General features: G+C 70.0%; 29 protein-coding genes. 16 read left to right on the forward strand and 13 right to left on the reverse strand.

The window, feature by feature from the left end:
• Positions 1–223: 223 nt before the first annotated feature.
• The gene (locus ACLBWX_RS07460; RefSeq protein ID WP_447676436.1) at positions 224–1819 is read right to left on the reverse strand and encodes a DHA2 family efflux MFS transporter permease subunit; all 1596 of its coding nucleotides are present in this window, start codon (positions 1817–1819) and stop codon (positions 224–226) included.
• A gap of 15 nt (positions 1820–1834) precedes the next feature.
• Positions 1835–3070 (reverse strand): HlyD family secretion protein, encoded by a 1236-nt coding sequence (locus ACLBWX_RS07465; RefSeq protein WP_447676437.1) that lies wholly within the window; start codon positions 3068–3070, stop codon positions 1835–1837.
• 127 nt (positions 3071–3197) lie between these two features.
• On the opposite strand from ACLBWX_RS07465, the gene ACLBWX_RS07470 reads away from it, so the two are divergent.
• Positions 3198–3842 carry a TetR/AcrR family transcriptional regulator gene (locus tag ACLBWX_RS07470; RefSeq protein WP_447676438.1) on the forward strand — a complete coding sequence of 215 codons (645 nt, stop codon included), beginning with the start codon at positions 3198–3200 and terminating at the stop codon, positions 3840–3842.
• A gap of 7 nt (positions 3843–3849) precedes the next feature.
• On the opposite strand, the gene dxr is transcribed toward ACLBWX_RS07470, so the two are convergent.
• The 10 genes from dxr to ACLBWX_RS07520 all read right to left on the reverse strand — a co-directional run bounded on the left by dxr (position 3850) and on the right by ACLBWX_RS07520 (position 12303).
• The gene (dxr, locus tag ACLBWX_RS07475; RefSeq protein WP_447676439.1) at positions 3850–5013 is read right to left on the reverse strand and encodes a 1-deoxy-D-xylulose-5-phosphate reductoisomerase; all 1164 of its coding nucleotides are present in this window, start codon (positions 5011–5013) and stop codon (positions 3850–3852) included.
• A 12-nt stretch (positions 5014–5025) separates the two neighbouring features.
• Complete coding sequence (locus ACLBWX_RS07480) at positions 5026–5889, reverse strand: phosphatidate cytidylyltransferase (protein ID WP_447676440.1); 864 nt, start codon at positions 5887–5889, stop codon at positions 5026–5028.
• Positions 5890–5891: 2 nt separating this feature from the next.
• Complete coding sequence (locus ACLBWX_RS07485; protein ID WP_447676441.1) at positions 5892–6722, reverse strand: isoprenyl transferase; 831 nt, start codon at positions 6720–6722, stop codon at positions 5892–5894.
• A 64-nt stretch (positions 6723–6786) separates the two neighbouring features.
• The gene (gene frr / locus ACLBWX_RS07490; RefSeq protein WP_447676442.1) at positions 6787–7353 is read right to left on the reverse strand and encodes a ribosome recycling factor; all 567 of its coding nucleotides are present in this window, start codon (positions 7351–7353) and stop codon (positions 6787–6789) included.
• Positions 7354–7694: 341 nt separating this feature from the next.
• Complete coding sequence (locus ACLBWX_RS07495) at positions 7695–8090, reverse strand: BLUF domain-containing protein (protein WP_447676443.1); 396 nt, start codon at positions 8088–8090, stop codon at positions 7695–7697.
• Positions 8091–8323: 233 nt separating this feature from the next.
• Positions 8324–9046, reverse strand: a complete 723-nt coding sequence (gene pyrH, locus ACLBWX_RS07500) for a UMP kinase (RefSeq protein ID WP_447676444.1) — start codon at positions 9044–9046, stop codon at positions 8324–8326.
• A 184-nt stretch (positions 9047–9230) separates the two neighbouring features.
• Positions 9231–10154, reverse strand: a complete 924-nt coding sequence (tsf, locus tag ACLBWX_RS07505; protein WP_447676445.1) for a translation elongation factor Ts — start codon at positions 10152–10154, stop codon at positions 9231–9233.
• Positions 10155–10341: 187 nt separating this feature from the next.
• Entirely contained in the window at positions 10342–11409 is a 1068-nt protein-coding gene (locus tag ACLBWX_RS07510) for a 30S ribosomal protein S2 (protein ID WP_447676446.1), read from the reverse strand.
• 186 nt (positions 11410–11595) lie between these two features.
• Positions 11596–11787, reverse strand: a complete 192-nt coding sequence (locus ACLBWX_RS07515) for a hypothetical protein (RefSeq protein WP_447676447.1) — start codon at positions 11785–11787, stop codon at positions 11596–11598.
• Between the two features lie 141 nt (positions 11788–11928).
• Entirely contained in the window at positions 11929–12303 is a 375-nt protein-coding gene (locus ACLBWX_RS07520) for a PH domain-containing protein (RefSeq protein ID WP_447676448.1), read from the reverse strand.
• Between the two features lie 94 nt (positions 12304–12397).
• Here ACLBWX_RS07520 and ACLBWX_RS07525 point away from each other — a divergent pair, with 94 nt between their 5' ends.
• The 15 genes from ACLBWX_RS07525 (at position 12398) to radA (ending at position 25955) form a co-directional block, all read left to right on the forward strand.
• On the forward strand, positions 12398–13159 hold the full coding sequence (locus ACLBWX_RS07525; protein ID WP_447676449.1) for a pyridoxine 5'-phosphate synthase: 762 nt from the start codon (positions 12398–12400) through the stop codon (positions 13157–13159).
• Positions 13156–13569: a holo-ACP synthase gene (acpS, locus tag ACLBWX_RS07530; RefSeq protein ID WP_447676450.1), complete on the forward strand. Its 414-nt coding sequence runs from the start codon at positions 13156–13158 to the stop codon at positions 13567–13569. The genes ACLBWX_RS07525 and acpS overlap by 4 nt, the downstream gene beginning before the upstream one ends.
• A gap of 116 nt (positions 13570–13685) precedes the next feature.
• Complete coding sequence (lepB, locus tag ACLBWX_RS07535; protein ID WP_447676451.1) at positions 13686–14486, forward strand: signal peptidase I; 801 nt, start codon at positions 13686–13688, stop codon at positions 14484–14486.
• Between the two features lie 13 nt (positions 14487–14499).
• The gene (rnc, locus tag ACLBWX_RS07540) at positions 14500–15294 is read left to right on the forward strand and encodes a ribonuclease III (protein WP_447676452.1); all 795 of its coding nucleotides are present in this window, start codon (positions 14500–14502) and stop codon (positions 15292–15294) included.
• Complete coding sequence (gene era / locus ACLBWX_RS07545; RefSeq protein WP_447676453.1) at positions 15287–16276, forward strand: GTPase Era; 990 nt, start codon at positions 15287–15289, stop codon at positions 16274–16276. The genes rnc and era overlap by 8 nt, the downstream gene beginning before the upstream one ends.
• Positions 16277–16403: 127 nt before the next feature.
• Positions 16404–17324, forward strand: coding sequence for a class I SAM-dependent methyltransferase (locus ACLBWX_RS07550; protein WP_447676454.1), 921 nt, complete (start codon positions 16404–16406; stop codon positions 17322–17324).
• A gap of 14 nt (positions 17325–17338) precedes the next feature.
• A complete protein-coding gene (locus tag ACLBWX_RS07555) occupies positions 17339–18076 on the forward strand; it encodes a pseudouridine synthase (RefSeq protein ID WP_447676540.1) in 738 nt (245 codons plus the stop codon).
• Between the two features lie 318 nt (positions 18077–18394).
• The gene (gene rpsF / locus ACLBWX_RS07560) at positions 18395–18865 is read left to right on the forward strand and encodes a 30S ribosomal protein S6 (RefSeq protein WP_447676455.1); all 471 of its coding nucleotides are present in this window, start codon (positions 18395–18397) and stop codon (positions 18863–18865) included.
• 3 nt (positions 18866–18868) lie between these two features.
• Entirely contained in the window at positions 18869–19162 is a 294-nt protein-coding gene (gene rpsR / locus ACLBWX_RS07565) for a 30S ribosomal protein S18 (protein WP_447676456.1), read from the forward strand.
• A 158-nt stretch (positions 19163–19320) separates the two neighbouring features.
• On the forward strand, positions 19321–20334 hold the full coding sequence (locus tag ACLBWX_RS07570) for a DUF2232 domain-containing protein (protein ID WP_447676457.1): 1014 nt from the start codon (positions 19321–19323) through the stop codon (positions 20332–20334).
• 28 nt (positions 20335–20362) lie between these two features.
• Complete coding sequence (rplI, locus tag ACLBWX_RS07575; protein ID WP_447676458.1) at positions 20363–20926, forward strand: 50S ribosomal protein L9; 564 nt, start codon at positions 20363–20365, stop codon at positions 20924–20926.
• Positions 20927–21216: 290 nt separating this feature from the next.
• Entirely contained in the window at positions 21217–22707 is a 1491-nt protein-coding gene (locus tag ACLBWX_RS07580; RefSeq protein WP_447676459.1) for a replicative DNA helicase, read from the forward strand.
• 137 nt (positions 22708–22844) lie between these two features.
• A complete protein-coding gene (locus ACLBWX_RS07585) occupies positions 22845–23345 on the forward strand; it encodes a DUF29 domain-containing protein (RefSeq protein ID WP_447676460.1) in 501 nt (166 codons plus the stop codon).
• Positions 23346–23371: 26 nt separating this feature from the next.
• Positions 23372–24469 (forward strand): alanine racemase, encoded by a 1098-nt coding sequence (gene alr, locus ACLBWX_RS07590; protein WP_447676461.1) that lies wholly within the window; start codon positions 23372–23374, stop codon positions 24467–24469.
• A 49-nt stretch (positions 24470–24518) separates the two neighbouring features.
• Positions 24519–25955, forward strand: coding sequence for a DNA repair protein RadA (gene radA / locus ACLBWX_RS07595; RefSeq protein WP_447676462.1), 1437 nt, complete (start codon positions 24519–24521; stop codon positions 25953–25955).
• Here radA and ACLBWX_RS07600 read toward each other — a convergent pair.
• Positions 25952–26641 (reverse strand): queuosine precursor transporter, encoded by a 690-nt coding sequence (locus ACLBWX_RS07600; protein WP_447676463.1) that lies wholly within the window; start codon positions 26639–26641, stop codon positions 25952–25954. The genes radA and ACLBWX_RS07600 overlap by 4 nt on opposite strands.
• Between the last annotated feature and the right edge of the window lie 147 nt (positions 26642–26788).

Here is a 26788-nt window from a genome sequence, read left to right on the forward strand (position 1 = left end):
CGCCCCGGATTTGCGGTCACAGGGGCGACCCGCGCAGGCCCGTCCCCACTTTCCCGGCGACAGGGTAAAGAGCCGGGCACGCGTCGGATGGCGGATCGCGCGCGTCATACCAGACCGCGACGGGCGTGACTCGTCGAGCTCTGCCCGCGCGGCGGCGCGGCGGCGGCCGTCCGCCGGATCTCGGTGAGACGGACCTATGGGTCAGGCTCTCCGAGACCGAGTATCAGTGCCCGCCGCCCGCGCCGGCTGCCGCGCGGGGCCGCCGGATGAAGGGCACGGCGCAGGCCATGGCCACGAACAGGAAGGTCAGCACCAGGAACACGTCGGTGAAGCTCATCACCAGCCCCTGGAGGCGCACGGTGTTCATCATCGCCTTCAGCGCCATCGCGTCCGCATTGCCGCCGAGCACCTCGAATTGCCGGCGCGTCATCTCCAGCCGCTCCAGGACGGCCGTGTTCGTCCAGGTGAAGCGCTCGTGCAGCCGGGCGAGGTGAAGGTCCCAACGGTCGTTGAGCACGGTGTTGATGAGCGCGAGGCCGACGGCGCCGCCGAGGTTGCGGGTGAGGTTGTAGAGGCCGGAGGCGTTCTTCATCCGGGCCGGCGGCAGGGTGCCCAGCGCGATGTTGTTGATCGGGATCATGCACAGCATCAGCGAGCAGCCGCGCAGGATCTGCGGCACCAGGAGTTCCCAGAAATCCCAGTCCTTGGTCAGGCCGGTCACCATCCAGGTGCCGGCGGCGAATCCCAGGAAACCCAGCCCCATCATCAGGCGCGGGTCGACCTTGCCCGAGAGGCGTCCGGCGATCGGCGCGGTGGCGAACATGCAGAGGCCCGAGACGAACATCGTCTCGCCGATCTGCAGCGCCGAGTAGCCGCGCACCCGCCCGAGATAGACCGGGTAGAGGTAGGTCAGCCCGTAGAGGCCGATCCCGAGCACGAAGCTGAAGACGCAGCCGGCCGCGAAGTTGCGGTCGGAGAAGGCGCGCAGGTCGACGATCGGCTCGGCGGCCGTGAAGGCGCGGTAGAAGAAGGCCGGGCCGGCGGTCAGGCAGACGACCGCGCAGGCGAACACCGCCTCGTCGGCGAGCCAGTCGTGGTTCGGCCCCTCCTCCAGCACGTATTCGAGACAGCCGAGCATGAGCGCCATGAAGACGAGGCCGAACCAGTCGAAGCGCTTGAAGAGGGCGAGATTGGGCTCGTCGAAGTCGACCAGCAGGTAGGTGGACACCGTGACAAAGATCCCCGGCACGACGTTGATGAGAAACAGCCAGTGCCAGTCGAACAGGTCGGTGAGATAGCCGCCCACCGTCGGCCCGATGGTGGGGGCCAGCGTCGCCACGAGGCCGATCATCGGCGAGACGATGGAGCGCTTCGAGGGCGGGAAGATCGTGAAGGCCGAGGCGAACACCGTCGGGATCATGCCGCCGCCGATGAAGCCCTGCGCGGCGCGCCAGACGATCATCTCGTTGATCGAGGTCGAGGTGGCGCACATCAGGCTCATCAGCGTGAAGCCGCCGGCCGAGACCACAAACATCCAGCGCGTCGAGACCACCCGCGACAGGAAACCGGAGAGCGGGATCGAGATCACCTCGGCGATGAGATAGCTGGTCTGGACCCAGGGGATCTCGTCGCCCGAGGCCGAAAGGCCGGCCTGGATCTCGGCCAGCGACGCCGAGACGATCTGGATGTCCAGGATCGCCATGAACATCCCGAAGACCATGCAGACGAACGCCACCATGCGGCGGCGGTCGAGCGGCGGCTCGATGGCCGGTGCGGCCGGTCCGGGGGCGGCCGGTCGGAGGGCGGCTGTGGCGGCCATCTGCGGAACCTGTTTCTAGCGCCGGAAAGCCGTGTGGACGCGGTCGCCCTCGGCCGCCTCCGCCCCCGCGCGGGTATCGACCCGGACCGTGACGGAGAGGCCGGGGCGCAGGATGCCCTCGCGAGCGACGTCCGCCGGCACGCGGACCCGCACCGGCAGGCGCTGGACGATCTTGGTGAAGTTGCCGGTCGCGTTGTCGGGCGGGAGCAGGCTGAAGACCGAACCGGAGGCGGGCGACAGCGACTCGACCTCGCCGACGATGTCGCGATCGGGATAGGCGTCCACCGCGATGTGGACGCGCTGGCCCGGATGCATGCGCTCGACCTGCGTCTCCTTGAAGTTGGCGTCGATCCGGACGCTCTCCAGGGGCACCAGGGCCGCGACGCGCGAGCCCGGCGAGACGTAGGCGCCGGCCTCGACGGCCTTGTTGCCGATCACGCCGTCGAACGGCGCCCGGATCGTCGTGAATTCGAGGTCCCGCTCGGCCCGCGCTTCGGCCGTCCGCAGCTCGGCGGCCAACCCCTCCGCCTCCTTCCCCTGGGCCCGCAGAACCTCCACGTTCGCCCGCATGGCGACGAGCGAGGCTTCCGCGCCCTTCACGGCGGCATCGGTGCGATCGCGGTCGGCCCGCGCCTGCTCGATGCGCGCCTTGGCGACGAAGTCGACCTTCTCGAGCTGCTGCTGGCGGGCATAGTCGGCGGCAGCCCGCACCGAGTCGGCCTTGCTGGCGTCGATCTGAGCCGAGGCCTGGAGCATCTGCGCCTGGGCGGCCTCGACCTGCCGGGCGATGCGGGCGATGGCCGCCTGCTGCGTCGCCAGCTTGTCGTGCGCGGCCTGGGCGGCCAGACGATAATCGCCGTCGTCGAGCCGGGCGATCACGTCGCCCTTGCGCATCAGCTGCCCGTTCACGACCGGGACGGCGGCGAGATAACCGGGCACCTTGGCGGCCAGGACCGAGATGTCGGCCTGCACGTAGGCATCGTCGGTGCTGACGAAGAAGCGCCCGACCGTCCACCAGTCATGGACCTTGTAGGCGCCGCCGCCGACGGCGGCGAGGAGCAGGGTCGCCAGGACGAGCTTGCGCGTCCGCCGCGGCTTGACGGGGACCTCGGCCGCTGCGGTCGCGACGACGGCGGGCGTTCTCGACGCGTTCGTCTCCGCCGCCTGAGGCGCGGATGCCGTCCCGGTCGGCGCGACCGCATCGGCCCGGGCCGGTTCGGCCTCAAATCGGTCGTCCTCGCGCAGGCTCATGGCGTCGATCCGGCTCTCGTAGGCGATTGACCGAACCGTTCGGTCATTTTCCGAGCCGCAAACTCTGGCGCGGCCCGGCACAGTCCGATATGATGACCGAACCGTTCAGTCAATCGAGAACAAGACCATGCCGAGCGCGGAAACCACCCTCGATGCGCGGGAGCGCACATCGCCCGACACCGACAAGCGTCGTCAGATCCTCGATGGGGCGCGCGCGGTCTTCATGGCGGCGGGGTTCGATGGCGCCAGCATGGGCGAGATCGCCAAGGCGGCGGGCGTCTCGAAGGGAACCCTCTACGTCTACTTCGACAGCAAGGAAGCCCTCTTCGAGGCCCTCGCGCTCGCGGAGAAGCGCGGGCTCGCCGAGGTGCTGTTCCGGCTCGATGCCGACGATCCCGATGTGCGGAGCGTGCTCACGCGCCTGGGACGCAGCTACCTCGCCGAGATGGTCCGGCCCGAGCACGTCACGGTGATCCGGATGGTCATCGGCGCCTGCGAGAAGTTCCCGCGTCTCGGCCAGGCCTTCTTCGAAGCCGGACCGGTGCAGGGCACGACGCGGCTCGCCGCCTATCTCGACGCCCAGGTCGCGGCGGGGCGCCTGCGCCCGGCCGACACCGACCTCGCCGCGCGCCAGTTCCTGCAGCTCTGCCAGGCCGGACTCATGACCCGGCTGCTCTTCAATGCCGGCGACGGCGTCGCGCAGACGGAGATCGAGCATCACGTCGGCGAGGCCGTGCGCGTGTTCCTGGCGGGCTACAGCCCGGAGGCCTGACGGGCGCTCAGGCCGCCGCGACGGTCTGGCTGCTCCAGCGTCGGACTTCGGCATCGATGGCCAGGGCCTCGTCGACGTCCCCGGGCGCGGTGCGGTACTGGCCGGCGAAGTGCTCACAGGCGCGCTCGACCAGGTCGGCGATGCCGTAGAAGCCGATCGCCCCCTTGATGAAGGCTGCCACCGCGATCTCGTTGGCCGCGTTCATCACGGTGGGAGCGGCACCGCCGGCGGCGAGCGCCGCCCGGGCGATGCGAAGGCACGGGAAGCGGGACTCGTCGGCCGCCTCGAAGGTCAGGCTGCCGGCGGCGGCGAGGTCGAGATGGCGCCCGCGCGCGATCGTCAGGCGCTCCCCGAGGCCGAGGCAATGGGCGATCGGCACCCGCATGTCCGGCATGGCGAGGCCCGCCGTCACCGCGCCGTCGCGCCAGTAGACGAGGCCGTGCACGATCGATTGCGGATGGACGATGACGTCGAGCCGCTCCGGCTCCAGGGCGAAGAGATGGTGCGCCTCGATCAGCTCCAGCCCCTTGTTCATCAGGGAGGCGGAATCGATGTTGATCTTCATGCCCATCGACCAGGTCGGGTGGGCGGCGGCCTCCGTGGGCGAGGCGCTCGCGATGCGCTCGCGGGTCCAGGTCCGGAACGGGCCGCCCGAGGCCGTGATCGTCATCTTCGAGACGTCGTCGAGGCGGCCGTCTCCCAGCGCCTGGGCCAGGGCGTTGTGCTCGGAATCCACCGGCAGCAGGGTGGCGCCGTAGCGCTTGGCGTCGCGCATGAAGGCGTCGCCGGCGCAGACCAGGCTCTCCTTGTTGGCCAGCGCCACGGTGCGGCCGAGCTTGAGCGCCTCGTGCGTCGGGCGCAGGCCGGCGGCCCCGCTCACCGCCGCCACGACGATGTCGGCGTCGCGGGCGACGGCCTCGAGGACGGCGCCCTCCCCGGCCCCGTTGCGGATATCCGTATGGGCAAGCGCCGCGCGCAGCGCCGGACCGGCGGATTCGTCGGCCAGGGCCACGAAATCGGGCCGCAGATTGCCGGCGAGCCGGGCGATGGCCTCGACATCGCGCCCCGCGACCAGACCGCCGATGCGGAAGCGGTCGGGATGCTGCAGCAGCAGGTCGATGGTCGATTGGCCGATGGAGCCGGTGGCGCCGAGGATGGTGACGGTCAGCAACGGAAGGGTCCTTCAGGCCGCCACGAAGCGGCGCGCGATGAGATACAAGGCGGCCAGGACGGCGACGGCGAAGAAGCCGTCGAGGCGATCCATGACGCCGCCATGGCCGGGAATGGCACGCCCCGAATCCTTCACGCCGTAGCGGCGCTTCAGGGCGGACTCCACGAGATCCCCGCCCTGGCTCAGGATCGAGGCGACGGCGCTCACGAGGGCGACCGCGACGAGCGAGGTGGTGGCGAGGTCGCTCCAGCCATGGCCGCGCGCGACCATCACCAGGGCGACACCGGCCAGCGTACCGGCGGCGAGGCCCCCGAGGGCGCCGGACCAGGTCTTCTTCGGGCTGACCCGCGGCATCAGCTTGGGGCCGCCGAAGGTCCGGCCGGTGAAGTAGGCGATGATGTCGGTGGACCAGACCACCGCGAACATCCAGGCCGGGCCGAGGATGCCGATGGCGGGATCGTCGCGCAGGGACGTGGGCACCAGGGCGATCACCGCCGAACTCGCGAGGCCCGCCAGGGCACGCCCCCGGCCGGCGCCGCCGCGCGCCGCGACCGTGACGAGGAGGGCGCCGACCGCGCCGACCGCCAGGGTGATTCCGGTGTCCGCGTCGCCGTGCAGGCACAGGACGAGGCCGAACAGGGTCGCGGCCGTGAGCGCCAGCACGAGGCGCCGGGGCGCGACCGCGCTCATGCCGATCCATTCGGCCGCGAAGACGATGCCGGCGGCGAGCCAGATCACCGCGAAGGGCCAGCCGCCGAGGACCAGGGCCGAGAGCACGATGGCGCCGAGCAGGATCGCCGACACCAGCCGGGCCTGGAACTCGCGGCCCGCGAAAAGGCCGCGTTGCGAGGCGGGGGACGCCTCTCCGGGCGCCATGATCAGCCGACCTTGCCGCTGAGGCCGCCGAAGCGGCGGTCGCGGCGATGGTATTCGTCGATGGCGGCGCGGAAGGCGGCGTGGTCGAAGTCCGGCCAGAACTCCGGCACGATCACGTACTCCGCATAGGCCGTCTGCCAGGTGAGGAAGTTCGACAGGCGCTGCTCGCCGGAGGTGCGGATCACGAGGTCCGGGTCCGGGATGCCGGTGGTGTCGAGGGCGTCCGTGAGGACGCCGAGGTCGATCGCGTCGGGCGCCAGCGTCCCGGCCGCCACGGCCCGCGCGAGGTTGCGGACGGCGCGGAGAATTTCCTGGCGGCCGCCGTAGTTGAAGGCCACGATCAGGGTCAGGCCGGTATTGGCGCGGGTGCGCTGCTCGGCCTCGTCGAGCAGGCCGGCGATGTCCGGCGGCAGCCCCTCGCGCGCGCCGATGATGCGGATGCGGACGTTGTTGCCGTGCAGATCCGCCAGGTCGCGGCGGACGAAGAGCTTCATCAGGCCCATGAGGTCGGCGACCTCGGCGGGCGGACGGCGCCAGTTCTCCGAGGAGAAGCTGTAGATCGTCAGATAGCGCACGCCGAGTTCGATGGCGGAGCGCACCGCGCGCCGCACGGCCTCGACGCCGCGCCGGTGCCCCTCGACCCGGGGCAGGCCGCGGCCGGCGGCCCAGCGGCCGTTGCCGTCCATGATGATGGCGACGTGGGCCGGCGCCGGCGCGACGGCGGGCACGGGAGCGCCCGGATAGACCACCGCGGCGTCCGATACGCCCAGCGTGGCCTCCGTGCCGTGCACCCTCGCCGCCTCGATCTGACGCGCGCCCTCTGAGCGACCCAACGCGCTTCTCCCCCAACCGTCACTCGTGTCGATCACACGTGGTCCTCATCCCCGATGCGGGAACTCAGACCTGCATGATTTCCTTCTCCTTGGCGGCGAGCACGCCATCGATCTCGGCGATGAACTGATCGGTGGCCTTCTGGACCTCGCCCGCCTGGCGCTTCTCGTCGTCCTCGCTGATGGCGCCGTCCTTCTCGAGCTTCTTGAGATGGTCGAGCCCGTCGCGGCGAACATGGCGGACGGCGACGCGCGACTCCTCGGTGTACTTGTGCGCGACCTTGACCATCTCCTTGCGGCGCTGCTCGTTCATTTCCGGAACGCGCAGGCGGATCGTCTGGCCTTCGGTCTGCGGGTTCATGCCGAGGTCGGACTCGCGGATCGCCTTCTCGACGGCGCCGATCATGCCGCGGTCCCAGACCGAGATGCTGAGGAGGCGCGGCTCGGGGACACTCACGGTCGCGACCTGGGACATCGGCATCATCGCGCCATAGGCATCGACCTGGATCGGATCGAGGATGCTGGGCGTCGCCCGGCCGGTGCGAAGCGATCCGAGATCGCCCTTCAGCGAAGCGACGGCGCCCTGCATGCGACGCTTGATGTCATTCAGGTCGAATTCTGGAATGGCTGCCATGCTGAACTATCCCGACGCGAACTTGAGGGAATGGGTCGGGCCGCCGGGGCCCGTTCGTGGGCCTCAATGAACCAAAATCCAGTAGGTCGCAAATGGCGTTCACGCCGTTTGGGCAGGAAACGCTTTCGGGCGGTCGACCGTCCTCCCGCCCACGCCTTGGCCGCGGCGCGAACCGCAGGGCCGGAGCGCTGCACGAAGTGGTTTCCCCCGACTTCGACGAAGGCCCGCGGGAGGCCGGCGGCGCCGGCGAGCGACATCCGGGTCGGGTCGGGCATCGGTTCGGGGCCGTCGCGGAGGTAGAGGGTGTCGAGGGGCTCGGAATGTCCGGCGTAGCCGACGGTTCAACCCCGGAAGTCCTGCCTAACCCGGAAGTCCTGCCTAACCCGGAAGTCCTGCCTAACCCGGAAGTCCTGCCTAACCCGGAAGTCCTGCCTAACCCGGAAGTCCTGCCTAACCCGGAAGTCCTGCCTAACCCGGAAGTCCTGCCTAACCCGGAAGTCCTGCCTAACCCGGAAGTCCTGCCAGCCCCGGAAGTCCCGCTGCTCGATCGCACGCGCCGCGATCAGCACCATTCCCTTGTGGCGGCTATCGGCCGCAAGAGTCCGGAACCGGTCCGAAAGGGTGACCGCCTCTCCCTCCATGGCCTTGAGGAAGAACGTCTCGTTGAAGACCGATGCGGCAGTGACGCCGGAGGCGCGGTCGTAGCGGCTGCACGAGGCGAGGATGTCCCGCGCCATGTCGCGCTCCCCCGCGCAACGTCAGAACGTTATGACTGGAGAGGACGGTCCGCGAGAGAGACATCGACCGTGCTCGGCGACCGCTCCACGTGGTCGCAGGCGGTCTGACGCGGCGGCACATCCCAAAGGTCTCGACAAAGACCGAGAGGCCGTCGACGGAAGACCACGGTGACTTCCGGAGACTTCAGCGTTCGCGACGCGGAACCTGCCGGCCGAGCGACGGCGAGAGCCGCTTACGGGACGACCTGGGTCGCCGGCGCGCTTCCCGTCAGGATCGCCAGGATCGAGCTCGGCGCATGGACCGAGCCGACGACGATCGACAGGCGGCTCTCGCGGGCGAGGGCGAAGGCCGCGGTGTCCATCACCTTGAGGTCGCGCGCGATGGCCTCGTCATGGGTCAGGCGGTCGTAACGCGTCGCGGTGGGGTCGCGGTTCGGATCGGCGGAATAGACGCCGTCCACCTGCGTCGCCTTCAGGACGGCATCGCAGCGCAGCTCGGCCGCCCGCAGGACGGCGGCGGTATCGGTCGTGAAGTACGGGTTGCCGGTGCCTCCGGCGAGGACGACCACCTGTCCCTTGTCGAGGTGATGCAGGGCGGGCTGGCGGGCATAGGTCTCGCAGATGGTCGGCATCGACACCGCCGACATCGTGCGGGCCGGAACACCCGCGGCGTTCAAGGCGGTCTCCAGGGCCAGGGAGTTCATGACGGTCGCCATCATGCCGAGCGAATCACCGGTGGCGCGGTCGATCCAGCCGGCGGCCGAGATGCGCGCGCCGCGGATCATGTTGCCGCCGCCGACCACCAAGGCGATCTGCACGCCCGCCTCGCGGGTCCGGGCGATGTCGTCGGCGATGCCCGCCAGGGTCGGGGGATGCAGCCAGTACCCGTCGGGAGCGGCCAACGCCTCGCCGGAGAGTTTCACGAGGACGCGGCGAAACGGTGTGGTCTCCGGCATCGAGCCAGTCCCCTCTAACCCGGCCTGGATCAGGTCGGAGAGCCAATCGGAAGCGGAGGGGTGTCTAGCCCAAGGGAGGCCGGAACGTCGAGGGGCGACGGCATCGCTGCCGCCGCCCCTCCTGACAATTCGCCGCTTTCCTGCCGGCTCCGTCCCGAGGCGGCGGGAACCGGCAGGGAGGGGCTCAGCCGCGCGCGGCGGCGGCCACCTCGGAGGCGAAATCGGGTGCCTCTTCCTTCTCGATGCCCTCGCCCAGGGCGTAGCGCACGAAGGCGGTGAGCTTGACCGGCGCGCCGGCCTTGCCCTCGGCCTCCTTCAGGACCTGGCTGATGGTCTTCGAGCCGTCATGCACGAAGGGCTGCTCCAGGAGGGTGACCTCCTTGTAGTAGCTCTTCAGCCCGCTCTCGACGATCTTGGCGAGCACGTTCTCGGGCTTGCCGACGTTCTTCTCGCGCAGGATGTTGATCTCGCGGTCGAGGGTCGCCTGATCGACGCCGGCGGAGTCGAGCGCCACCGGATTGGTGGCGGCGACGTGCATGGCGATCTGGCGGCCGAGGGCGGAAAGCACCTCGACATCGCCCTCGGACTCCAGCGCGACGAGCACGCCGATCTTGCCGAGGCCGTCGACCACCTGGCCGTGGACGTAGGAGGCGATCACGCCCTTGGTCACGTCGAGCTTGGCGACCCGGCGCAGGGTCATGTTCTCGCCGATCGTGGCGATGAGGTTGGCGAGGCTCTCCTTGACCGTGGTCGAGGCACCGGGGAACGTGGCGGCCTCGAGGCCTTCCAGCGTGCCGTCGGTGTCCAGGGCGAGCTTGGCGGCTTCACGGGCGAAGGCCTGGAAGCTGTCGTTGCGGGCGACGAAGTCGGTCTCGGAATTCACCTCGACGATCGCGGCGTGGTGGCCGGCGGATTCGACGGCGACCAGGCCCTCGGCGGCCACGCGGCCGGCCTTCTTGGCGGCCTTGGCGAGGCCCTTCTTGCGCAGCCAATCGACCGCGGCTTCGATGTCGCCGTCGGTCTCGTTGAGCGCGCCCTTGCAGTCCATCATGCCCGCGCCGGTCTTCTCGCGGAGCTCTTTCACCAATGCGGCGGTGATGTTGGCCATGGCGGGTCCTTTCCGTGTCCTGTCGGAACCCGAACCCTCCCGCGGGGGAAGCCTTCGAAGCGCCGACGTTTCTTGAGGGGGTAAGTCTTTGAAGCGACTGAGCCCGGCGCTCAGGGCAAGCGCCGGGCTTCAGGAAGCAATGTCCGATCTGGCGATGGCGGCCCGATGACGGGCCGCCGAAGCAGGATCAGGCCGCGGCGGCAGCCTCGACGAAGCCACGGGCCTGGTCGACCCAGCCGTCGCGGACGATGCGGCCGTTCAGCTTCAGGTCGGCGTCGACCTTGGTGACGTCGTCGGCGCTCATGGAGGCCAGCTGCCAGTAGTGGTAGATGCCCGCCTCGTTGAGCTTCTGCACGATCTGCGGGCCGGCGCCGTGGAGCTTCGACAGGTCGTCGGGCGCGCCGCGGGGAGCCGAGAGCAGCTCGAAGTGCTCGGTCGACTCGACCAGGGCGGCGACGTCGGCCTGGTTGACCGAGCCCGACTCGACGGAGGTCGCCGCGTCGTCGTTGGCCGGCAGCTCCTCGGCGACCGGCTCCTCGGAGGCGCCGAGATCGACGCCCATCGAGCCCTGGCCACGCGAGATGCCGTCGATGGCCGCGCGGGCGATCAGGTCGCAGTACAGGGCGATGGCGCGGCCGGCGTCATCGTTGGCGGGGACGACGTAGGTGATGCCGTCCGGGTTGCAGTTGGTGTCGACGATGGCCGCCACCGGGATGCCGAGGCGCTGGGCCTCCTTGATCGCCAGCTGCTCCTTGTTCGTGTCGATCACGAACAGCAGGTCCGGCACGCCGCCCATGTCCTTGATGCCGCCGAGCGCCTTCTCGAGCTTGTCCTTCTCGCGGCCGAGCATCAGCCGCTCCTTCTTGGTGAGGCCCTGGGCCCCGCCGTCGAGGGTCTCGTCGACCTTGCGCAGACGCGCGATCGAGCCCGAGATGGTCTTCCAGTTGGTCAGCATGCCGCCGAGCCAGCGGGAGTTGACGTAGTACTGGGCCGAGCGCTTGGCGGCTTCCGCGATGGTGTCGGCGGCCTGACGCTTGGTGCCGACGAACAGCACGCGGCCGCCCTTGGCCACGGTGTCGCTCACCGCCTGCAGGGCCTGGTGGAGGGCCGGCACGGTCTGGGCGAGGTCGATGATGTGGATGTTGTTGCGCGTCCCGAAGATGTAGGACTGCATCTTCGGGTTCCAGCGGTGAGCCTGGTGTCCGAAGTGGGCGCCGGCCTCGAGAAGCTGACGCATGGTGAAATCGACGGCCATGTCTTTGTACTCTCCGGTTGATACCGCCGCGGAGGAAGCGATCGCGTCCTGGGGGACGACGACCACCGGAAACGCCTCATTCAGGCATGAGGCCGGCTCCGCGTGTGGAATGGGCGGGGCCTTAACAGAGGCGGCCGTCGGAGGCAAGGATTTCGAAACGGCACCGGCAGTGGCAGAGACTGAAGCTCAGATCCGATCGTTCCGCTGAAACCAAAGAAAGATGACGCTTCCGCCGAGGAAGACGGGTCCGAGGAGAAACCACGGGATCAGCGTCGGCCAGAGCACCGACAGATCGGTTTCGATCAGACAATTGGTTCGGTGGAAGCGCCGCCCTCCAGAGCACAGGGTCGCACCCCACAGGATCGTGCTGAGCAGCATCCAGTGGGCGAAGCCCCAGATCGCGATGAGGCCGCAGACGAACGCCGTGTCGCCCCGGCGCCGATTCGCGACCCCGGGCTGCTCCGACCCGGCCGGAGGAGGCTCACCTTCGACCATGGCGGAGGGCGTCCCGCGTCGATGCTATCGAATCGACGCCGCGATCGCCTGCTGGATGCCCAGGATGTTGGCGCCCCGCTTCAGGGTCTTGCGGATCGGCTCGGCCCGGCCCGACACCCAGATCGCGAGCTCGGAATCGAGATCGAAGCTGCCCGCCGTCTCCACGGAGAACGCCGTGATCGCCCGGTAGGGCACGGTCAGGTACGAGACCTTGCGGCCGGTGATGCCCTGCTTGTCCACCAGGATCAGGCGGCGGTCGGTGAAGACGATGAGGTCGCGGATGATCCGGAAAGCGACCTGGACCGGCTCGCCCGGGGTCAGGATGCCGGCGAGTTGCTCGTTGACCTCGGCGGGCGTGAGGTCGCTGCCGTGGCCGAGCAGTCCATCGAGAAATCCCATCGCGCGCCGTATCCCCCTGAAGCCCCGCCTCGCCTATGTAGGGGCGCGTGCGCCGTTCCGTCAGGGCGCAGGTCCGTGTCCGGAGTCCGCCTCGATGTCCTCCCCCGCCTCCCGGCCGAGCCGCCTCCGGCTCGGCGTCAACATCGACCACGTCGCGACCGTCCGGAACGCCCGCGGCGGCACGGCGCCGGACCCGATCCGCGCCGCCCGCGAGGCGGTCGCGGCCGGCGCGGACGGCATCACGGCGCATCTGCGCGAGGATCGCCGGCACATCCGCGACGCCGACATGGAGACGCTGGCGCGCATCCTCGCGGTGCCGCTGAATTTCGAGATGGCCGCCACCGACGAGATGATCGGGCTGGCCATTCGCCTGAAGCCGCACGCGGCCTGCCTGGTGCCGGAGAAGCGCGCGGAGCGCACCACCGAGGGCGGCCTCGACATCGTCGGCGCCCACGATTCGCTCCTGCCCCGCATCGCGCGCCTGTCGGAGGCCGGCATCCGGGTCTCGCTCTTCGTCGAGCCGGACGAGGCGGTGATGGACGCGGCGCGGCGCCTCGGCGCGCCCGTGGTCGAACTCCACACCGGCAGCTATTGCGAGGCGGTGGCCGAGGGCGACGCGGAGCGTACGGCGCACGAACTCGATCGGATCGCCCGGGCGGCGGCCTACGGGGCCGGGATCGGCCTCGAGATCCACGCCGGCCACGGGCTGGCCCTCGACAGCGTCGGTGCGGTGGCGGCCCTGCCGGAGATCGCCGAACTCAACATCGGCCACGCCCTGATCGGCGAGGCGATCTTCGTCGGCCTCACCCGAGCGATCCGCGACATGCGCCGGGCGATGGACGAGGCCCGCGCATGATTCTCGGCATCGGCTCGGACCTCTGCGACATCCGCCGGATCGAGAAGTCGCTGGACCGCTACGGCGAGCGCTTCACCCACCGGGTCTTCACCGACGGCGAGCGGGCCAAATGCGACGCCCGCGCGGCCCGCGCCCCCTCCTACGCCCGGCGCTTCGCCGCCAAGGAGGCCTGCGCCAAGGCGTTGGGCACGGGCATCGCGCGGGGCGTGTTCTGGCGCGACATGGAGGTGGTGAACCAGCCGGGCGGGCGGCCGACCCTTCGCCTCACGGGGGCGGCGGCCGAACATCTCGCGGCGATGACTCCGGCCGGGCATGCGCCGAAGCTGCACGTCACGCTCACCGACGACCCGCCGATGGCTCAGGCCTTCGTGATCATCGAGGCGGTGCCGGACAGCACGGCGAAGTCCTAGCCGACGAGGCCCCGCGTTGCGGCGCCTTTCCGCATGGTCTATGCCGCCGGTCGACCGTCGACGACGGAAGCCGCCGGGAATCCGGGTGCCGGCGTCGATCCGGAGATGGCAGCCAGATGGAACGTGCCCGCGTGGACCAGCAGACCAAGCATGACCTGAAGGCCGCCGACACCGGCACTTGGGCGAGCATCAAGGAGACGCTGAAGGTCGGCGGACAGGCGCTGCTGATCGCCCTCGTGGTGCGGACGCTGCTGTTCCAGCCCTTCAACATCCCGTCCGGTTCGCTGGTGCCGACGCTTCTGATCGGCGATTACCTGTTCGTCTCGAAATATTCCTACGGCTACTCGAAGTACTCCCTGCCCCTGAGCGAGTACCTGCCCTTCACGGCCGATGGACGGATCTGGGCGGCGGAGCCCAAGCGCGGCGACATCGCGGTGTTCAAGCTGCCGAAGGACAATGCCACCGACTACATCAAGCGGGTCATCGGCCTGCCGGGCGACAAGGTCCAGATGAAGGCCGGGCTGCTCTACATCAACGACGTGCCGGTGAAGCGCGAGAAGATCGCGCCCTTCGAGACCACCGGACCCTACGGCGAGCAGGCCAAGGCCGAGCAGTATCTCGAGACCCTGCCCAACGGCGTCACCCACCGGGTGATCGAGCGCGACGGCGACAACGGCTACTGGGACAACACCGAGCCCTACACCGTGCCGCAGGGCCGCTTCTTCATGATGGGCGACAACCGCGACAACTCGACGGATTCGCGCGATCTCGCCAATGTCGGCTTCGTGCCGTTCGAGAACTTCGTCGGCCGTGCGGAGATGATCTTCTTCTCCATCGACGAAGGCACCCCGGCGTGGCAGATCTGGAACTGGCCGGCGAAGGTGCGCTGGAACCGACTTTTCACGACCATCCACTAGGGCGTTACGCATTGTGACCGAAGAGGGGCGTCCCTCCAGCCGGGCGCGGCGCGCGCCCCGTCCGAAGCCCGACCTCGCGGTGCTCGAGGCCCGGATCGGCCACGCCTTCGCCGACCCGAAGCTGCTCGCCCAGGCGCTCACCCACGTGAGCAAGGCCGGCGGCAACGGCCGCCTCGGCAGCTACCAGCGCCTGGAATTCCTCGGCGACCGCGTCCTCGGCCTCGCCATCGGCGACCTGCTCTACGAGGCCTTTCCGCGGGCCGACGAGGGCGAACTCTCGCGGCGCCTCGCCGGCCTCGTCCGGCGCGAGACCTGCGCCGCCGTCGCGACCGCCTGGGACGTCGGCCCGCACCTCGCCCTCGGCCCCGGCGAGGTCCAGAGCGGCGGGCGGCGCAACCAGACCATCCTCGCCGACGTCTGCGAGTCGATCCTCGGCGCCGTGTTCCTCGATGCCGGCTACGCGGTCGCCAAGGGGATCGTCAACGCCGCCTTCACCCCCGACACCGACACGGCGGCCCCGCGCGGCCGCGACGCCAAGTCGGCCCTGCAGGAATGGGCGATGGCCCGTGCCCTGCCGATCCCGGTCTACGACGTGGTCGAACGCTCCGGCCCCGACCACGCGCCGGTGTTCCACATCGCGGTGCGCGTCGAGGGGTTGGAGGCCGGCATCGGCGTCGGCCCCTCGAAGCGTCTCGCCGAGCAGGAGGCCGCCCGCCTCGTGCTCGAGCGCGAGATCACCGGCCCCGATCCCTCACGAAGCAAGGAGACGTCGGCGGACGTCGCCGAAGGACATGCCCCAGATGCCTGACGACGATGTGCCCGACGACGATTTCGACGGCGACGACGACTTCGCCCCGCCGCCGCTGCGGCCGCTGCCCGCGGTGACGATGCCGGAGAACACCACCGCGGGCTTCGTCGCCCTGATCGGGATTCCCAATGCCGGCAAGTCGACGCTGCTGAACAGCCTCGTCGGCACCAAGGTCTCGATCGTCTCGCGCAAGGTGCAGACCACCCGCGCCCTGGTGCGCGGCATCGTCATGCACGAGACCGCGCAGATCATCCTCGTCGACACCCCCGGGATCTTCGCGCCGAAACGGCGCCTGGACCGCGCGATGGTGCATTCGGCCTGGAGCGGCGCCTCGGATGCCGACGCCGTCTGCCTGCTCATCGACGCCCGCAAGGGCGTGACCGAGGAGGTCGAGGCGATTCTGGCCAAGCTGCCGGACGTGAAGCGTCCCAAGGTGCTGATCCTCAACAAGATCGACCTGATCCCGCGCGACCGCCTGCTGGCCCTCGCGGCCTCCCTGAACGAGCGCATCCCGTTCCAGCACACCTTCATGGTCTCGGCCCTGAACGGCGACGGCATCGAGGCGCTGAAGACGACCCTGGCCGGCATGATGCCGAAGAGCCCCTGGCTCTACCCGGAGGACCAGGTCTCGGACGCGCCGATCCGGATGCTGGCCGCCGAGATCACCCGCGAGAAGCTCTACGACCGCCTGCACGAGGAGTTGCCCTACCGCTCCACCGTCGAGACCGACCAGTGGCAGGTGCGGCCCGACGGCTCCGTGCGCATCGAGCAGACGATCTTCGTGGAGCGCGAGAGCCAGCGCTCGATCGTGCTCGGCAAGGGCGGCCAGACCATCAAGGCCATCGGCCAGGCGGCCCGCCACGAGATCGCGGAAGCGGCCGAGCAGACGGTGCACCTCTTCCTGCACGTGAAGGTGCGCGAGAACTGGGCGGACGATCCGGCGCGCTATCGGGAGATGGGTCTGGAGTTCCCGCGCGGCTGAGCATGGGCTATGAGAAAGGGAGATCGACGCCGCGGCGATTCTTGTCGCGCGCTGGCCGAGCCTCCCGATTTCCTGTCACGCCCTGAGCCGTCGAGGCGCGCGCGCCGTCGCGCCGGATCCCGTTACGATGCCCACCATGCCTGTCTCGGAAGCCGTCTACGGCGCGCCGCCCCTGGAACTGGTGGAGGTGCCTCCGCACGCGGCGCAAGTCTCGCCGCTGAGCCCGGGGGCGGCCCGCCTCGAGGATCTGGAGCCCGGGAGCCTGGAGCGACTCGACGTGCTGGCGCCGGCCGGGACGATCGAGCGGCGCTACGTGCTGGCGCTCGGGCTGAAGGCCCTGCGGCCCGGCGGGCGCCTGACGGCGCTGGCGCCGAAGGATCGCGGCGGCAGCCGCCTGGCCAAGGAGATCACCGGCTTCGGCTGCACCGTTCAGGAGGAGGCGCGGCGCCATCACCGGATCTGCGTCGCCATGCGTCCGGAGGCGGTCGCCGGTCTCGAGGACGCCCTCCACGAGGGCGGCCCGCGCCACATCGACAACCTCGCCCTCTGCACGCAGGCCGGGATCTTCTCCTACGACCGCCTCGACCCCGGCACCGCCCTTCTCCTCGCCAACCTCCCGCCGCTCGCCGGCAGCGGCGCCGATTTCGGCTGTGGCCTCGGCATCCTGGCCCGGGCCGTCCTGAACTCGCCGAAGGTGACGGCCCTGACGCTGATCGACCTCGACCGGCGCGCCATCGAGATGGCGGCACGCAACGTCGGCGATCCGCGCGCCACGCTGCGCTGGGCCGACATCCGGGCCGGCGGCCTCGGCCTCGCCCGCCTCGACTTCGTGGTGATGAACCCGCCCTTCCACGATGGCGGGGCCGAAGACCAGGCCCTCGGCCAGGTCTTCATCGGCCGGGCGGCGGAAGCCCTGCGGCCCGGGGGCAGCCTCTGGCTCACCGCCAACACCCACCTGCCCTACGAGGCGCCCCTGAAGGCGGCCTTCAAGAGCGTGGAGCTGAGGGCTTCGGCCGGCGGCTACAAGATCTACGAGGCGCGCCGGTGACGCGGCCGGCCAAGATCGCGCAGCTGCGCCTCGACCGGCTGCTCGCCAACATGGGCTACGGCTCGCGCCGGGAGATCGCGCTCCTCACCCGCGCCGGGCTCGTGGTCCTGGACGGCACCGCCCTGCGCGATGCCGACCAGCGCATCCCGGTCACTCCGGACCTCGCGCAGCGGATGACCGTCGACGGCGAACGCCTCGACCCGCCGCCCGGCCTGACCCTGATGCTGCACAAGCCGCTCGGCGTCACCTGCTCGCACAAGGAGGCGGGTCCCCTCGTCTACGGCCTGCTGCCCGAACGCTGGCGCCGGCGCGACCCCGCCCTCTCGACGGTCGGTCGCCTCGACAAGGAGACCTCCGGGCTCCTGCTCCTCACCGACGACGGCGCCCTGCTGCACCGGGTCATCGCGCCGAAGGCGAACGTGGCCAAGCGCTACCGCGTCACGCTGGACCGCCCCCTGACGGGCGACGAGGGCGCCATCCTCGCCTCCGGCACGCTGATGCTGGAGGGCGAGGAGAAGCCGCTCCTGCCGGTCGATTTCGAGGCCGAGGGCGAGACCGGCGCGACGGTGACCTTGCACGAGGGGCGCTACCATCAGGTCCGGCGGATGTTCGCGGCGCTGGGCAACCACGTCACCGCCCTGCACCGCGACCGCGTCGGGGGCCTCGGCCTCCCGGACGACCTGGCGCCCGGGGAGCACCGCGTCCTCGGCGAGGCCGCGATCGCCGCGATCTTCGCGGGCGACGCGGCCTGATTGATTCGCTTGCGTCGACCGGTCGGCGGTCCGCGAAGATCGCCCCGCCTTGCCAAGCCCCCCCGACTCGTTTATGCGCCACCCCTCGCGTTCGCTCCGGCTGGGGGCTGAACGGACGGTGCCGATTCCATCGGCACAGGGCCTGACCCTGAAGAGGGTCTTCCCGTCGTCCCGTGTCTCCGCCTTCGATCAACCGCTCGGGCCTTCAAACGGCTCGAAGGGCTTGGCGCCGGGCGATTGCGTATGAACCGGCCCGACGCTCCCTTTCCCGCACGTTCCGCGTGCCGTCGGGTCCCTTTGGATATGAAGGGCCCGTTAATGCCTCTCTACGAACACGTCTTCCTGGCGCGCCAGGACGTGACGGCCCAGCAGGTCGAGACCATGGTCGAGACCTACAAGGGCGTCATCGAAGCCAATGGCGGCAAGGTCGAGAAGATCGAGATGTGGGGCGTGAAGTCCCTCGCCTACCGCATCAAGAAGAACCGCAAGGCGCATTTCACGCTCCTCAACGTCGACGCCCCCCCGGCGGCGCTCGCCGAGATGGAGCGCCAGATGCAGATCTCCGAGGACGTCCTCCGCTTCATGACCGTCCGCGTCGAAGAGCTCGAGTCCGAGCCGTCGGCGATGATGCAGAAGCGCGACCGCGACGACCGCAAGGATCGTGAGCGCGGCCGTCGTCGTGACGACGAAGGCTTCGGCGGCGGTGGTGGATTCGGCGGCGACCGCGATCGCGGCGACCGTGGTGATCGCGGCGACCGCCCCGAGCGCAGCTTCGGCGGGGAGGCTTAAGTCATGGCATTTGGTGCTGGACCCGGTGCGCCCGCCGCTGGCGGAGCTGGTGGTGGCGGTGGTGCCGGCGGCGGACGCCGCCCCTTCTTCCGTCGTCGGAAGACCTGCCCCTTCTCGGGCGCGAACGCGCCCAAGATCGACTACAAGGACGTAAAGCTCCTGTCGCGCTATGTCTCCGAGCGCGGCAAGATCGTGCCTTCGCGCATCACCGCGGTGTCGGCCAAGAAGCAGCGCGAGCTCGCCCAGGCGATCAAGCGCGCCCGCTTCCTCGGCTTCCTCCCCTACGTGATCAAGTAAGACCGCTCGCCTCGGTCCGGGCCTTCCGGACCGAGGCATCGGCGCATGCCCGGCATGCGCATTCGTACCGGCCCTCGAGATCGGGTGCCGGGAGTCGTTGGGGCGACAAGGTTCGCCTCTAACCCTGCCCGGAACGGGACAGCGGGACAGCGGGATTGATGACACAGTTTCTCGGCATCGGTATCGGCGCGGGCCTCGTCTCCGCCCTCCTCTTCGGCGTCCTGCTGAAGGCGACGGCGCTCGCGATCCTGCTCTACCTGCTCGCCCCGCTCCCGATCCTGATCGTGGGGCTCGGCTGGAGCCACCGGGCCGCCCTGGTCGCCGCCGTCACCGGCGCCCTGGCCCTCGCCCTCGTGGTCCAGCCCTTCCTCGGCCTCGGCTTCTTCGCCTATCTCGCCCTGCCCGCCTGGTGGCTCGCCTATCTGGCCCTGCTCGGCCGCGCGAACGCCGACGGGACGATGGAATGGTACCCGACCGGGCGCCTGCTCGCCTGGACCGCCGGAACGGCCGGCCTCGCCTTCGTCGCGATCGCGGTGATCGCCGCACCGAACTACGAGACCTTCCAGTCCCAGCTGCGCGGCATGACCCGGACGCTGATCGACGTCCGGGCCGACCGTGCCGCAAATCCGGGCGCCCCCGTCCAGAAGCCGGCCGCGCCCGAGGCGGACACCAAGATTCCGGCCGAGCCGGGTCCGCAGGATCCCGCCGAGGCGACCCGGACCGAGGTCGCCAATGCGCTGGCCGCCATCGCACCGGGCCTGGCCACCCACGGCCTCACGGTCCTTCTGACCTTCTATCTCTGGGCGGCGGCCCGCATCGTGCGCATCTCGGGGCGCCTGCTCCGCCCCTGGCCGGACCTCGCCGCGACGATGATGCCGCGCCGCGTGATGGCCGTGCTCGCGAGCGCGATGCTGCTCGCGCTGGTGCCGGGCTATCCGGGCGTGCTCGGCATCGCCGTGGCGGGGGCGCTCAGCGCCGCCTTCGCGATCCAGGGCCTCGCCGCCTTCCACGACCGCAGCCGCGGCCGGCCCGGGCGCCTCGCCCTGCTGTTCGGCCTCTACCTGATCCTCTTCTTCACCCAGGGCATCGCCCTCCTCGCCCTGACCCTGTTCGGCATCGCCGATACCGCCCTCGACCGCCGCCGTCCCCGCGACGCGGCCGGACGACCCTGATCAACCAGAAACCCAAAGGACGAACACCATGGAAGTCATCCTCCTCGAGCGCGTCGCCAAGCTCGGCCAGATGGGCGAGACCGTGAACGTGAAGCCGGGCTACGCCCGCAACTTCCTCCTCGCCCGCGGCAAAGCTCTGCGCGCCACCGAAGGCAACAAGAAGCACTTCGAGACCCAGCGCGCCCAGCTCGAGGCCCGCAACCTCGAGCGGAAGTCCGAGGCGCAGTCCGTCGCCGAGACCCTTGAGGGCAAGAGCTTCGTGCTCATCCGCCAGTCGGGCGAGACCGGCGTGCTCTACGGCTCGGTCTCGACCCGCGACCTCGCCGACGTCGTCACCGCCGACGGGTTCACCGTGGGCCGCGACCAGTTCGCCCTCAACCAGCCGATCAAGACCCTGGGCCTGCACACCGTTCCGGTCGTGCTGCACCCCGAGGTCGAGGTCAGCATCACGGTGAACGTCGCCCGTTCGCCGGAAGAGGCCGAGCGTCAGGCCCGCGGCGAGTCGACCACCGAGCGTGAAGCGTTCAACCTCGACGACCTCGGCCTCGAGGTCGGCGCCGCCCTCGCCGAGGCCGGCGACGACCGCGAGTAATCGGGTCACAGCTCGGTGAACAATGGGGATGACCGCCCTTAGCGGTTGACTAGTTCCTTGTTTGTTCCAGCATGGACGCCCGTCATCCGCGAGGATGGCGGGCGTTTCCGCGACCGGTCCCCGTGCTCGCCCCGCCCAGGCAGGGGGCCACGACGGGACGAGAGGCCGCAAAGCGCGAATCGGCTAAGGTTCGGCTAACCATGCCGGCGCCATGGTCGGGCGGTAGCGACGTGCGGCGGCGGACCACCGCGCGGACGATGAATCGACGAGTCGGAGCCTCGAATCAGCCCATGGCCCTGCCCAACGCCCTGACGGCCAACCTTCAGCCCGTCGCGCAGGAATTCCGCGTCGCGCCCCACAACATCGATGCCGAGCAGGCCCTGCTCGGCGCGATCCTGGTGAACAACGACGCCTATTACCGGATCTCGGACTTCCTCCTGCCCGAGCACTTCATGGAGGACGTCCACCGCAAGATCTTCGAGGTCGCGGCGCAGCTCATCAAGGCCGGCAAGCTCGCCACGCCGATCACCCTGAAGACCTATCTCGGCGACGCCGATCTCGGCGGCCAGACGGTGATGCAGTACCTCGCCCGCCTCGCGGCCGAGGCCACCACCGTGATCAACGCCGGCGATTACGGCCGGACCATCTACGACCTCGCCATCCGCCGCCGGCTCATCACCATCGGCGAGGACCTCGTCAACGGCGCCTACGAGGCGCCCGTCGAATCCTCCCCCCGCGACCAGATCGAGGGGACGGAGCGGCGGCTCTACGAGCTCGCCGAATCGGGCAAGTACGACGGCGGCTTCCAGAAGTTCTCCGACGCCCTGACGGCCGCGGTCGACATGGCCGCCAAGGCCTACCAGCGCGAGGGCAAGCTCTCGGGCGTCGCCACCGGCCTGACCGACCTCGACGCCAAGATGGGCGGCCTGCAGCGCTCGGATCTCATCATCCTCGCGGGCCGCCCGGCCATGGGCAAGACCTCGCTCGTCACCAACATCGCGTTCAACGTCGCCAAGGCCTACCAGGCCGAGAAGCTGCCGGATGGCCGGACCGAGACGAAGAACGGCGGCATCGTCGGGTTCTTCTCCCTCGAAATGTCGGCCGAGCAGCTGGCGACCCGCATCATCGCCGAGCAATCGGGCGTGCCGTCCTACAAGATCCGCCGCGGCGACATCCAGCCGGCGGAGTTCTACAAGATCACCGATGCCGCCCGGGACATGCAGACGATCCCGTTCTACATCGACCAGACCGGCGGCATCTCGATCGCGCAGCTCGCCGCCCGCGCCCGCCGCCTGAAGCGGCAGAAGGGCCTCGATCTGCTCATCGTCGACTACCTGCAGCTGCTCTCGGGCTCGGGCAAGCGCAGCGACAACCGCGTGCAGGAGATGACCGAGATCACCACCGGCATGAAGGCCCTCGCCAAGGAGCTGGCCGTGCCGATCATCGCCCTGTCGCAGCTCTCCCGTCAGGTCGAGAACCGCGAGGACAAGCGCCCCCAGCTCTCGGACTTGCGCGAATCGGGCTCGATCGAGCAGGACGCCGACGTGGTGATGTTCGTGTTCCGCGAGGAATACTACGTGAACAACAAGAAGCCTCGCGAAGGGACGGAAGAGTTCTTCGCCTGGGAGGCCGAAATGAACCGCGTCCACGGCAAGGCCGAGGTCATCCTCGGCAAGCAGCGCCACGGCCCCACCGGCACGGTCGAACTCCAGTTCGACGCCAACATCACCCGCTTCTCGGATCTGGCGCAGTCCGACCGTCTGCCGGAGCAGCACATGTGATGCGCGCACGGCCCGACGCTCGTGGTCGCGCCCGATTTCAGAACGGACGGCTCGCGATCGATGGGGAATCCCCGTAATCTCCGCGCGGGTCTCGACGGGTCCGATCGGTGTTCCCCTGAAGAGCGGGAGGCGTGACGGTGGCACATCCGAAGCGAGCAGACGCCGCTCTGCAGACAGGTACGCCCTATGACGTGGACCTGGCCGACTGGGCGATGGAGCAGGCGGAGCATCTGCGGACACGCACATGGTCGGCCCTCGACCTCCGGCATCTCATCGACGAGGTGGAAGCGGTGGCGCGGACGGAACGCAATGCTCTCGCGAGCGCGCTGCGGGTCGTCCTGCTCCACATGCTGAAATGGGATCATCAACCGGGTCGCCGGACCCGCAGTTGGGCGACGTCCATCCGCGTGCAGCGCCTCGCTGCGGAGGAGCGGATGGAGGACAGCCCCAGCCTGCGGGGACAATGTGACGAGGTTCTGACCCGGGCTTATCGTCGGGCGCGGATCGAGGCCGCAGCCGAAACAGATCTTCCGGAGAGCGCGTTCCCGATGGAATGCCCCTACACCGTCGACGAGGTCATGACCCGAGACTTTTCCTGGCCACAGGCCGACCGCGAGAAGGCGCTCGAGCCATCTTAAGCCCTCCTTCGCTCGAGCGTTTCTCGATGGCGCGTTTCAGCCACGGCGCCGCACTCACCATTGATCTCGCGGCCATCGCGGAGAACTGGCGCCACCTCGCCGCCCAGGCGCCGGAGGCGGCCTGCGCCGCCGTGGTCAAGGCCGATGCCTATGGCTGCGGCCTCGCCCGGGTCGCGCCCATCCTGTGGGCGGCCGGCTGCCGGACGTTCTTCGTCGCCCATCTGGGCGAGGGGGTCGCGGCGCGGGCCGTGCTGCCGGAGGCCACGATCTACGTGCTGAACGGCCTCCTGCCCGGCCTCGGCCCGGACTTGACGGCGCACGACCTGCGGCCCGTCCTCGGCAGCCGCGAGGAACTCGCCGAATGGGGCGCCCTGGCGCAATCCGCCGGACGGACCCTGCCGGCGGCCCTGCACGTCGACACCGGCATGAACCGCCTCGGCCTGCCCGTGTCCGACGCCCTGGCGCTCTCGGGTGACCCGCTGATCGAGCAGGCCGGCGTCGCCCTGCTGATGACCCACCTCGTCAGCGCGGAACTGGCGAGCGATCCGGTCAATGCGCGCCAGATGGCCGAGTTCGCGTGCGTTCGCGCCGCCTATCCGGGTGTCCCGGGCTCCTTCGCCAACTCGTCGGGAATCTTCCTCGGCGAGGCGGCGCATCACGACCTCCTGCGGCCCGGCTACGCCCTGTTCGGCGGCAACCCGACGCCGTGGAAGCCCAACCCGATGCGTCCGGTGGTGCGCCTGGAGGCGCGGGTCGCGCAGATTCGCGACGTCGCCCCCGGGGAGACCTGCGGCTATAACGGCCGCTGGCGGGCGCCCGAGCCGCGGCGGTTGGCGACCCTGTCGCTCGGCTACGCCGACGGCTATCCGCGCGCGGCGAGCGGACGCGGAATCGCCCTGGTCGACGGCGTGCGCTGTCCGATCCTCGGGCTGATCTCGATGGATCTCATCATCCTCGACGTGACCGACGCGCCGAGCGTGCGGCGTGGGGCGACCGCCACCCTGATCGGCGACGGGCTCGACGTCGACACGGTCGGACGGGCCGCCGGCACCATCGGCTACGAGATCCTGACGGGCCTGGGTTCTCGCTATGTTCGCCATTATGTGACAGGACACGACGCCTGAGACCTGCCTGACGGGGCGGCGTCGGATCGTCCCTTCCAGCGGAATCGCGATGGCCAAGATCCAACAGACCTTCGTCTGCCAGTCCTGCGGGGCGGTCTACAATCGCTGGCGCGGCCGCTGCGAGGCCTGCAACGGCTGGAACACCATCGTCGAGGAGACCGGCGCCACCGGCCCGCAATCGGGTCCGGTCAAGACGCGCCCGAGCCGGGCCCGCGGCCGGGTCTTCGCCCTGGAAGGGCTCACCGGCGAGGTGAGGCAGGCCCCGCGCATCCCCTCGGGCATCGGCGAGCTCGATCGCGTCACCGGCGGCGGCTTCGTGCGCGGCTCGGTGATCCTTCTCGGCGGCGATCCCGGCATCGGCAAGTCGACCCTGCTGATGCAGGCCTCCGCCGCCATGGCCCGCACCGGCGAGCGCGTGGTCTACATCTCGGGCGAGGAGGCGGTGGCGCAGGTGCGCCTGCGCGCCGAACGCCTCGGCCTGTCCTCGGCCCAGGTCGAACTCGCGGCCGAGACCAACGTCGAGGACATCGTCGAGACCCTGTCGCAGGGACGGCCCCCGGCGCTCGCGATCATCGACTCGATCCAGACCATGTGGACCGAGACGGTGGAATCCGCCCCCGGCACGGTCACGCAGGTGCGCGGCTCCGCCCAGACCCTGATCCGCTTCGCCAAGACCACCGGCACGGCGGTGATCCTCGTCGGCCACGTCACCAAGGACGGACAGATCGCCGGCCCCCGCGTGGTCGAGCACATGGTCGACGCCGTGGCGTCGTTCGAGGGCGACCAGGGACACCATTTCCGCATCCTGCGCGCGGTGAAGAACCGCTTCGGACCCACCGACGAGATCGGCGTGTTCGAGATGACCGATATGGGGCTGGCCGAGGTGCCGAATCCCTCCGCCCTGTTCCTCGCGGGGCGCGACCACGCCGCGCCGGGCACCGCGGTGTTCGCCGGCATGGAGGGCACGCGGCCCCTGCTGGTGGAGATCCAGGCCCTCGTCGCCCCCTCCTCCCTCGGCATGCCGCGCCGGGCCGTGGTCGGCTGGGACCCGAACCGCCTGTCGATGGTGCTGGCCGTGCTGGAGGCCCATGGCGGCATTCGCCTGGGCACCCACGACGTCTACCTCAACGTGGCGGGCGGCCTGCGCATCTCCGAGCCGGCCGCCGACCTCGCGGTCGCCGCGGCCCTGGTCTCGTCCCTGTCCGGGGCGACGCTCCCGCCCGAGACGGTCTATTTCGGCGAGATCGGCCTCTCCGGCGCGGTCCGCCCGGTGGCGCAGGCGCCGGCCCGGCTCAAGGAGGCGCTGAAGCTCGGCTTCGCCAAGGCCGTCATGCCGCAGGGACGGGGCGAGGGCGGCGACGGCGCCCTGTCGACGGAGGCCCTGCGCCACATCGCCGACATGGTCGCGGGCATCGCCAGCAACGGCCCGCGCCGGGGCGTCCAGCGGCGCGGCCACAACCCGCCCGATTACGGCGACGACGATTAGGCCTCGAGGCGGAACGGGTTGAAGTCGGTGTCGCGGTCGTCCGCATCCTCGCCCTCCTGCCGCTTCAGCCAGCGGATCAGCGGCGGGCTCAGCGGCAGGGCGACGATTTCCCAGAGCACCTTGAGGAACCAGGCGCCGAGGCCGAGGCGGATCAGGTCCGGCGCCGCGAAGGTGCCCGCGAAGGCGATCGTCACGAACAGCGCGGTGTCGAGCGCCTGTCCGAGCACCGTCGAGGCGACGAGCCGCGCCGCCAGGTGCGCGCCGGCGAAGCGCAGCTTCAGCTTGGCCAGCACGTAGGCATTGGCGAATTCGCCGACGAGGTAGGCGGCCATGCCGGCGAGTGCCAGGCGCGGGGTCGCCCCGAGCACGGCCTCGAAGGCGGCCTGATGCGGCCAGAACGGCGCCGGCGGAAGCGCCGCCGCGATCGTGTAGCTTACGATCCAGACGATCTGCGCCGCGAAGCCGGCCCAGACGACCCGGCGGGCGCTGGCATAGCCATAGACCTCGGTGAGGATGTCGCCGAACAGGTACGAGAGCGGGAAGACGATCACCGCCGCGCTGAAGGTGAGGCCGCCCAGGGAGACGATCTTGCCGGCCAGGATCAGCGAGACGATCAGCACGCCACTGAACATCCCCGCGATGGGCACGAGGTATTGCCGTCCGGAAACGCGCGACGATGCGGTCATGTCACCCTCGCGCCGCCGAGACCACGCGCCGGACCCTGGCGGGATTGGGCCTTCACGCCAGGGTGACGGCCGAGTTTCCGCAGGATATACAGGGCCGCGGCCGGGGGAAGCCGCACGATCCGGTCATCGTCGCCGCTCCGCCCCATG

It is taken from the genome of Methylobacterium sp. M6A4_1b (assembly GCF_053345175.1).

Bases quoted from the DNA above. Each gene is read 5' to 3' on its own strand.
- rpsR (WP_447676456.1), top strand. From the start codon at position 18,869: ATGGCATTTGGTGCTGGACCCGGTGCGCCCGCCGCTGGCGGAGCTGGT.
- ACLBWX_RS07510 (WP_447676446.1), bottom strand. From the start codon at position 11,409: ATGGCCGTCGATTTCACCATGCGTCAGCTTCTCGAGGCCGGCGCCCAC.
- ACLBWX_RS07480 (WP_447676440.1), bottom strand. From the start codon at position 5,889: ATGGCGCCCGGAGAGGCGTCCCCCGCCTCGCAACGCGGCCTTTTCGCG.
- ACLBWX_RS07460 (WP_447676436.1), bottom strand. From the start codon at position 1,819: ATGGCCGCCACAGCCGCCCTCCGACCGGCCGCCCCCGGACCGGCCGCA.
- ACLBWX_RS07550 (WP_447676454.1), top strand. From the start codon at position 16,404: ATGCCCACCATGCCTGTCTCGGAAGCCGTCTACGGCGCGCCGCCCCTG.
- ACLBWX_RS07570 (WP_447676457.1), top strand. From the start codon at position 19,321: ATGACACAGTTTCTCGGCATCGGTATCGGCGCGGGCCTCGTCTCCGCC.
- frr (WP_447676442.1), bottom strand. From the start codon at position 7,353: ATGGCAGCCATTCCAGAATTCGACCTGAATGACATCAAGCGTCGCATG.
- rplI (WP_447676458.1), top strand. From the start codon at position 20,363: ATGGAAGTCATCCTCCTCGAGCGCGTCGCCAAGCTCGGCCAGATGGGC.
- ACLBWX_RS07515 (WP_447676447.1), bottom strand. From the start codon at position 11,787: ATGCTGCTCAGCACGATCCTGTGGGGTGCGACCCTGTGCTCTGGAGGG.
- ACLBWX_RS07580 (WP_447676459.1), top strand. From the start codon at position 21,217: ATGGCCCTGCCCAACGCCCTGACGGCCAACCTTCAGCCCGTCGCGCAG.
- pyrH (WP_447676444.1), bottom strand. From the start codon at position 9,046: ATGCCGGAGACCACACCGTTTCGCCGCGTCCTCGTGAAACTCTCCGGC.
- ACLBWX_RS07465 (WP_447676437.1), bottom strand. From the start codon at position 3,070: ATGAGCCTGCGCGAGGACGACCGATTTGAGGCCGAACCGGCCCGGGCC.
- era (WP_447676453.1), top strand. From the start codon at position 15,287: ATGCCTGACGACGATGTGCCCGACGACGATTTCGACGGCGACGACGAC.
- ACLBWX_RS07495 (WP_447676443.1), bottom strand. From the start codon at position 8,090: ATGGCGCGGGACATCCTCGCCTCGTGCAGCCGCTACGACCGCGCCTCC.
- ACLBWX_RS07525 (WP_447676449.1), top strand. From the start codon at position 12,398: ATGTCCTCCCCCGCCTCCCGGCCGAGCCGCCTCCGGCTCGGCGTCAAC.
- acpS (WP_447676450.1), top strand. From the start codon at position 13,156: ATGATTCTCGGCATCGGCTCGGACCTCTGCGACATCCGCCGGATCGAG.
- radA (WP_447676462.1), top strand. From the start codon at position 24,519: ATGGCCAAGATCCAACAGACCTTCGTCTGCCAGTCCTGCGGGGCGGTC.
- ACLBWX_RS07600 (WP_447676463.1), bottom strand. From the start codon at position 26,641: ATGACCGCATCGTCGCGCGTTTCCGGACGGCAATACCTCGTGCCCATC.
- ACLBWX_RS07520 (WP_447676448.1), bottom strand. From the start codon at position 12,303: ATGGGATTTCTCGATGGACTGCTCGGCCACGGCAGCGACCTCACGCCC.
- rpsF (WP_447676455.1), top strand. From the start codon at position 18,395: ATGCCTCTCTACGAACACGTCTTCCTGGCGCGCCAGGACGTGACGGCC.
- ACLBWX_RS07470 (WP_447676438.1), top strand. From the start codon at position 3,198: ATGCCGAGCGCGGAAACCACCCTCGATGCGCGGGAGCGCACATCGCCC.
- alr (WP_447676461.1), top strand. From the start codon at position 23,372: ATGGCGCGTTTCAGCCACGGCGCCGCACTCACCATTGATCTCGCGGCC.
- lepB (WP_447676451.1), top strand. From the start codon at position 13,686: ATGGAACGTGCCCGCGTGGACCAGCAGACCAAGCATGACCTGAAGGCC.
- tsf (WP_447676445.1), bottom strand. From the start codon at position 10,154: ATGGCCAACATCACCGCCGCATTGGTGAAAGAGCTCCGCGAGAAGACC.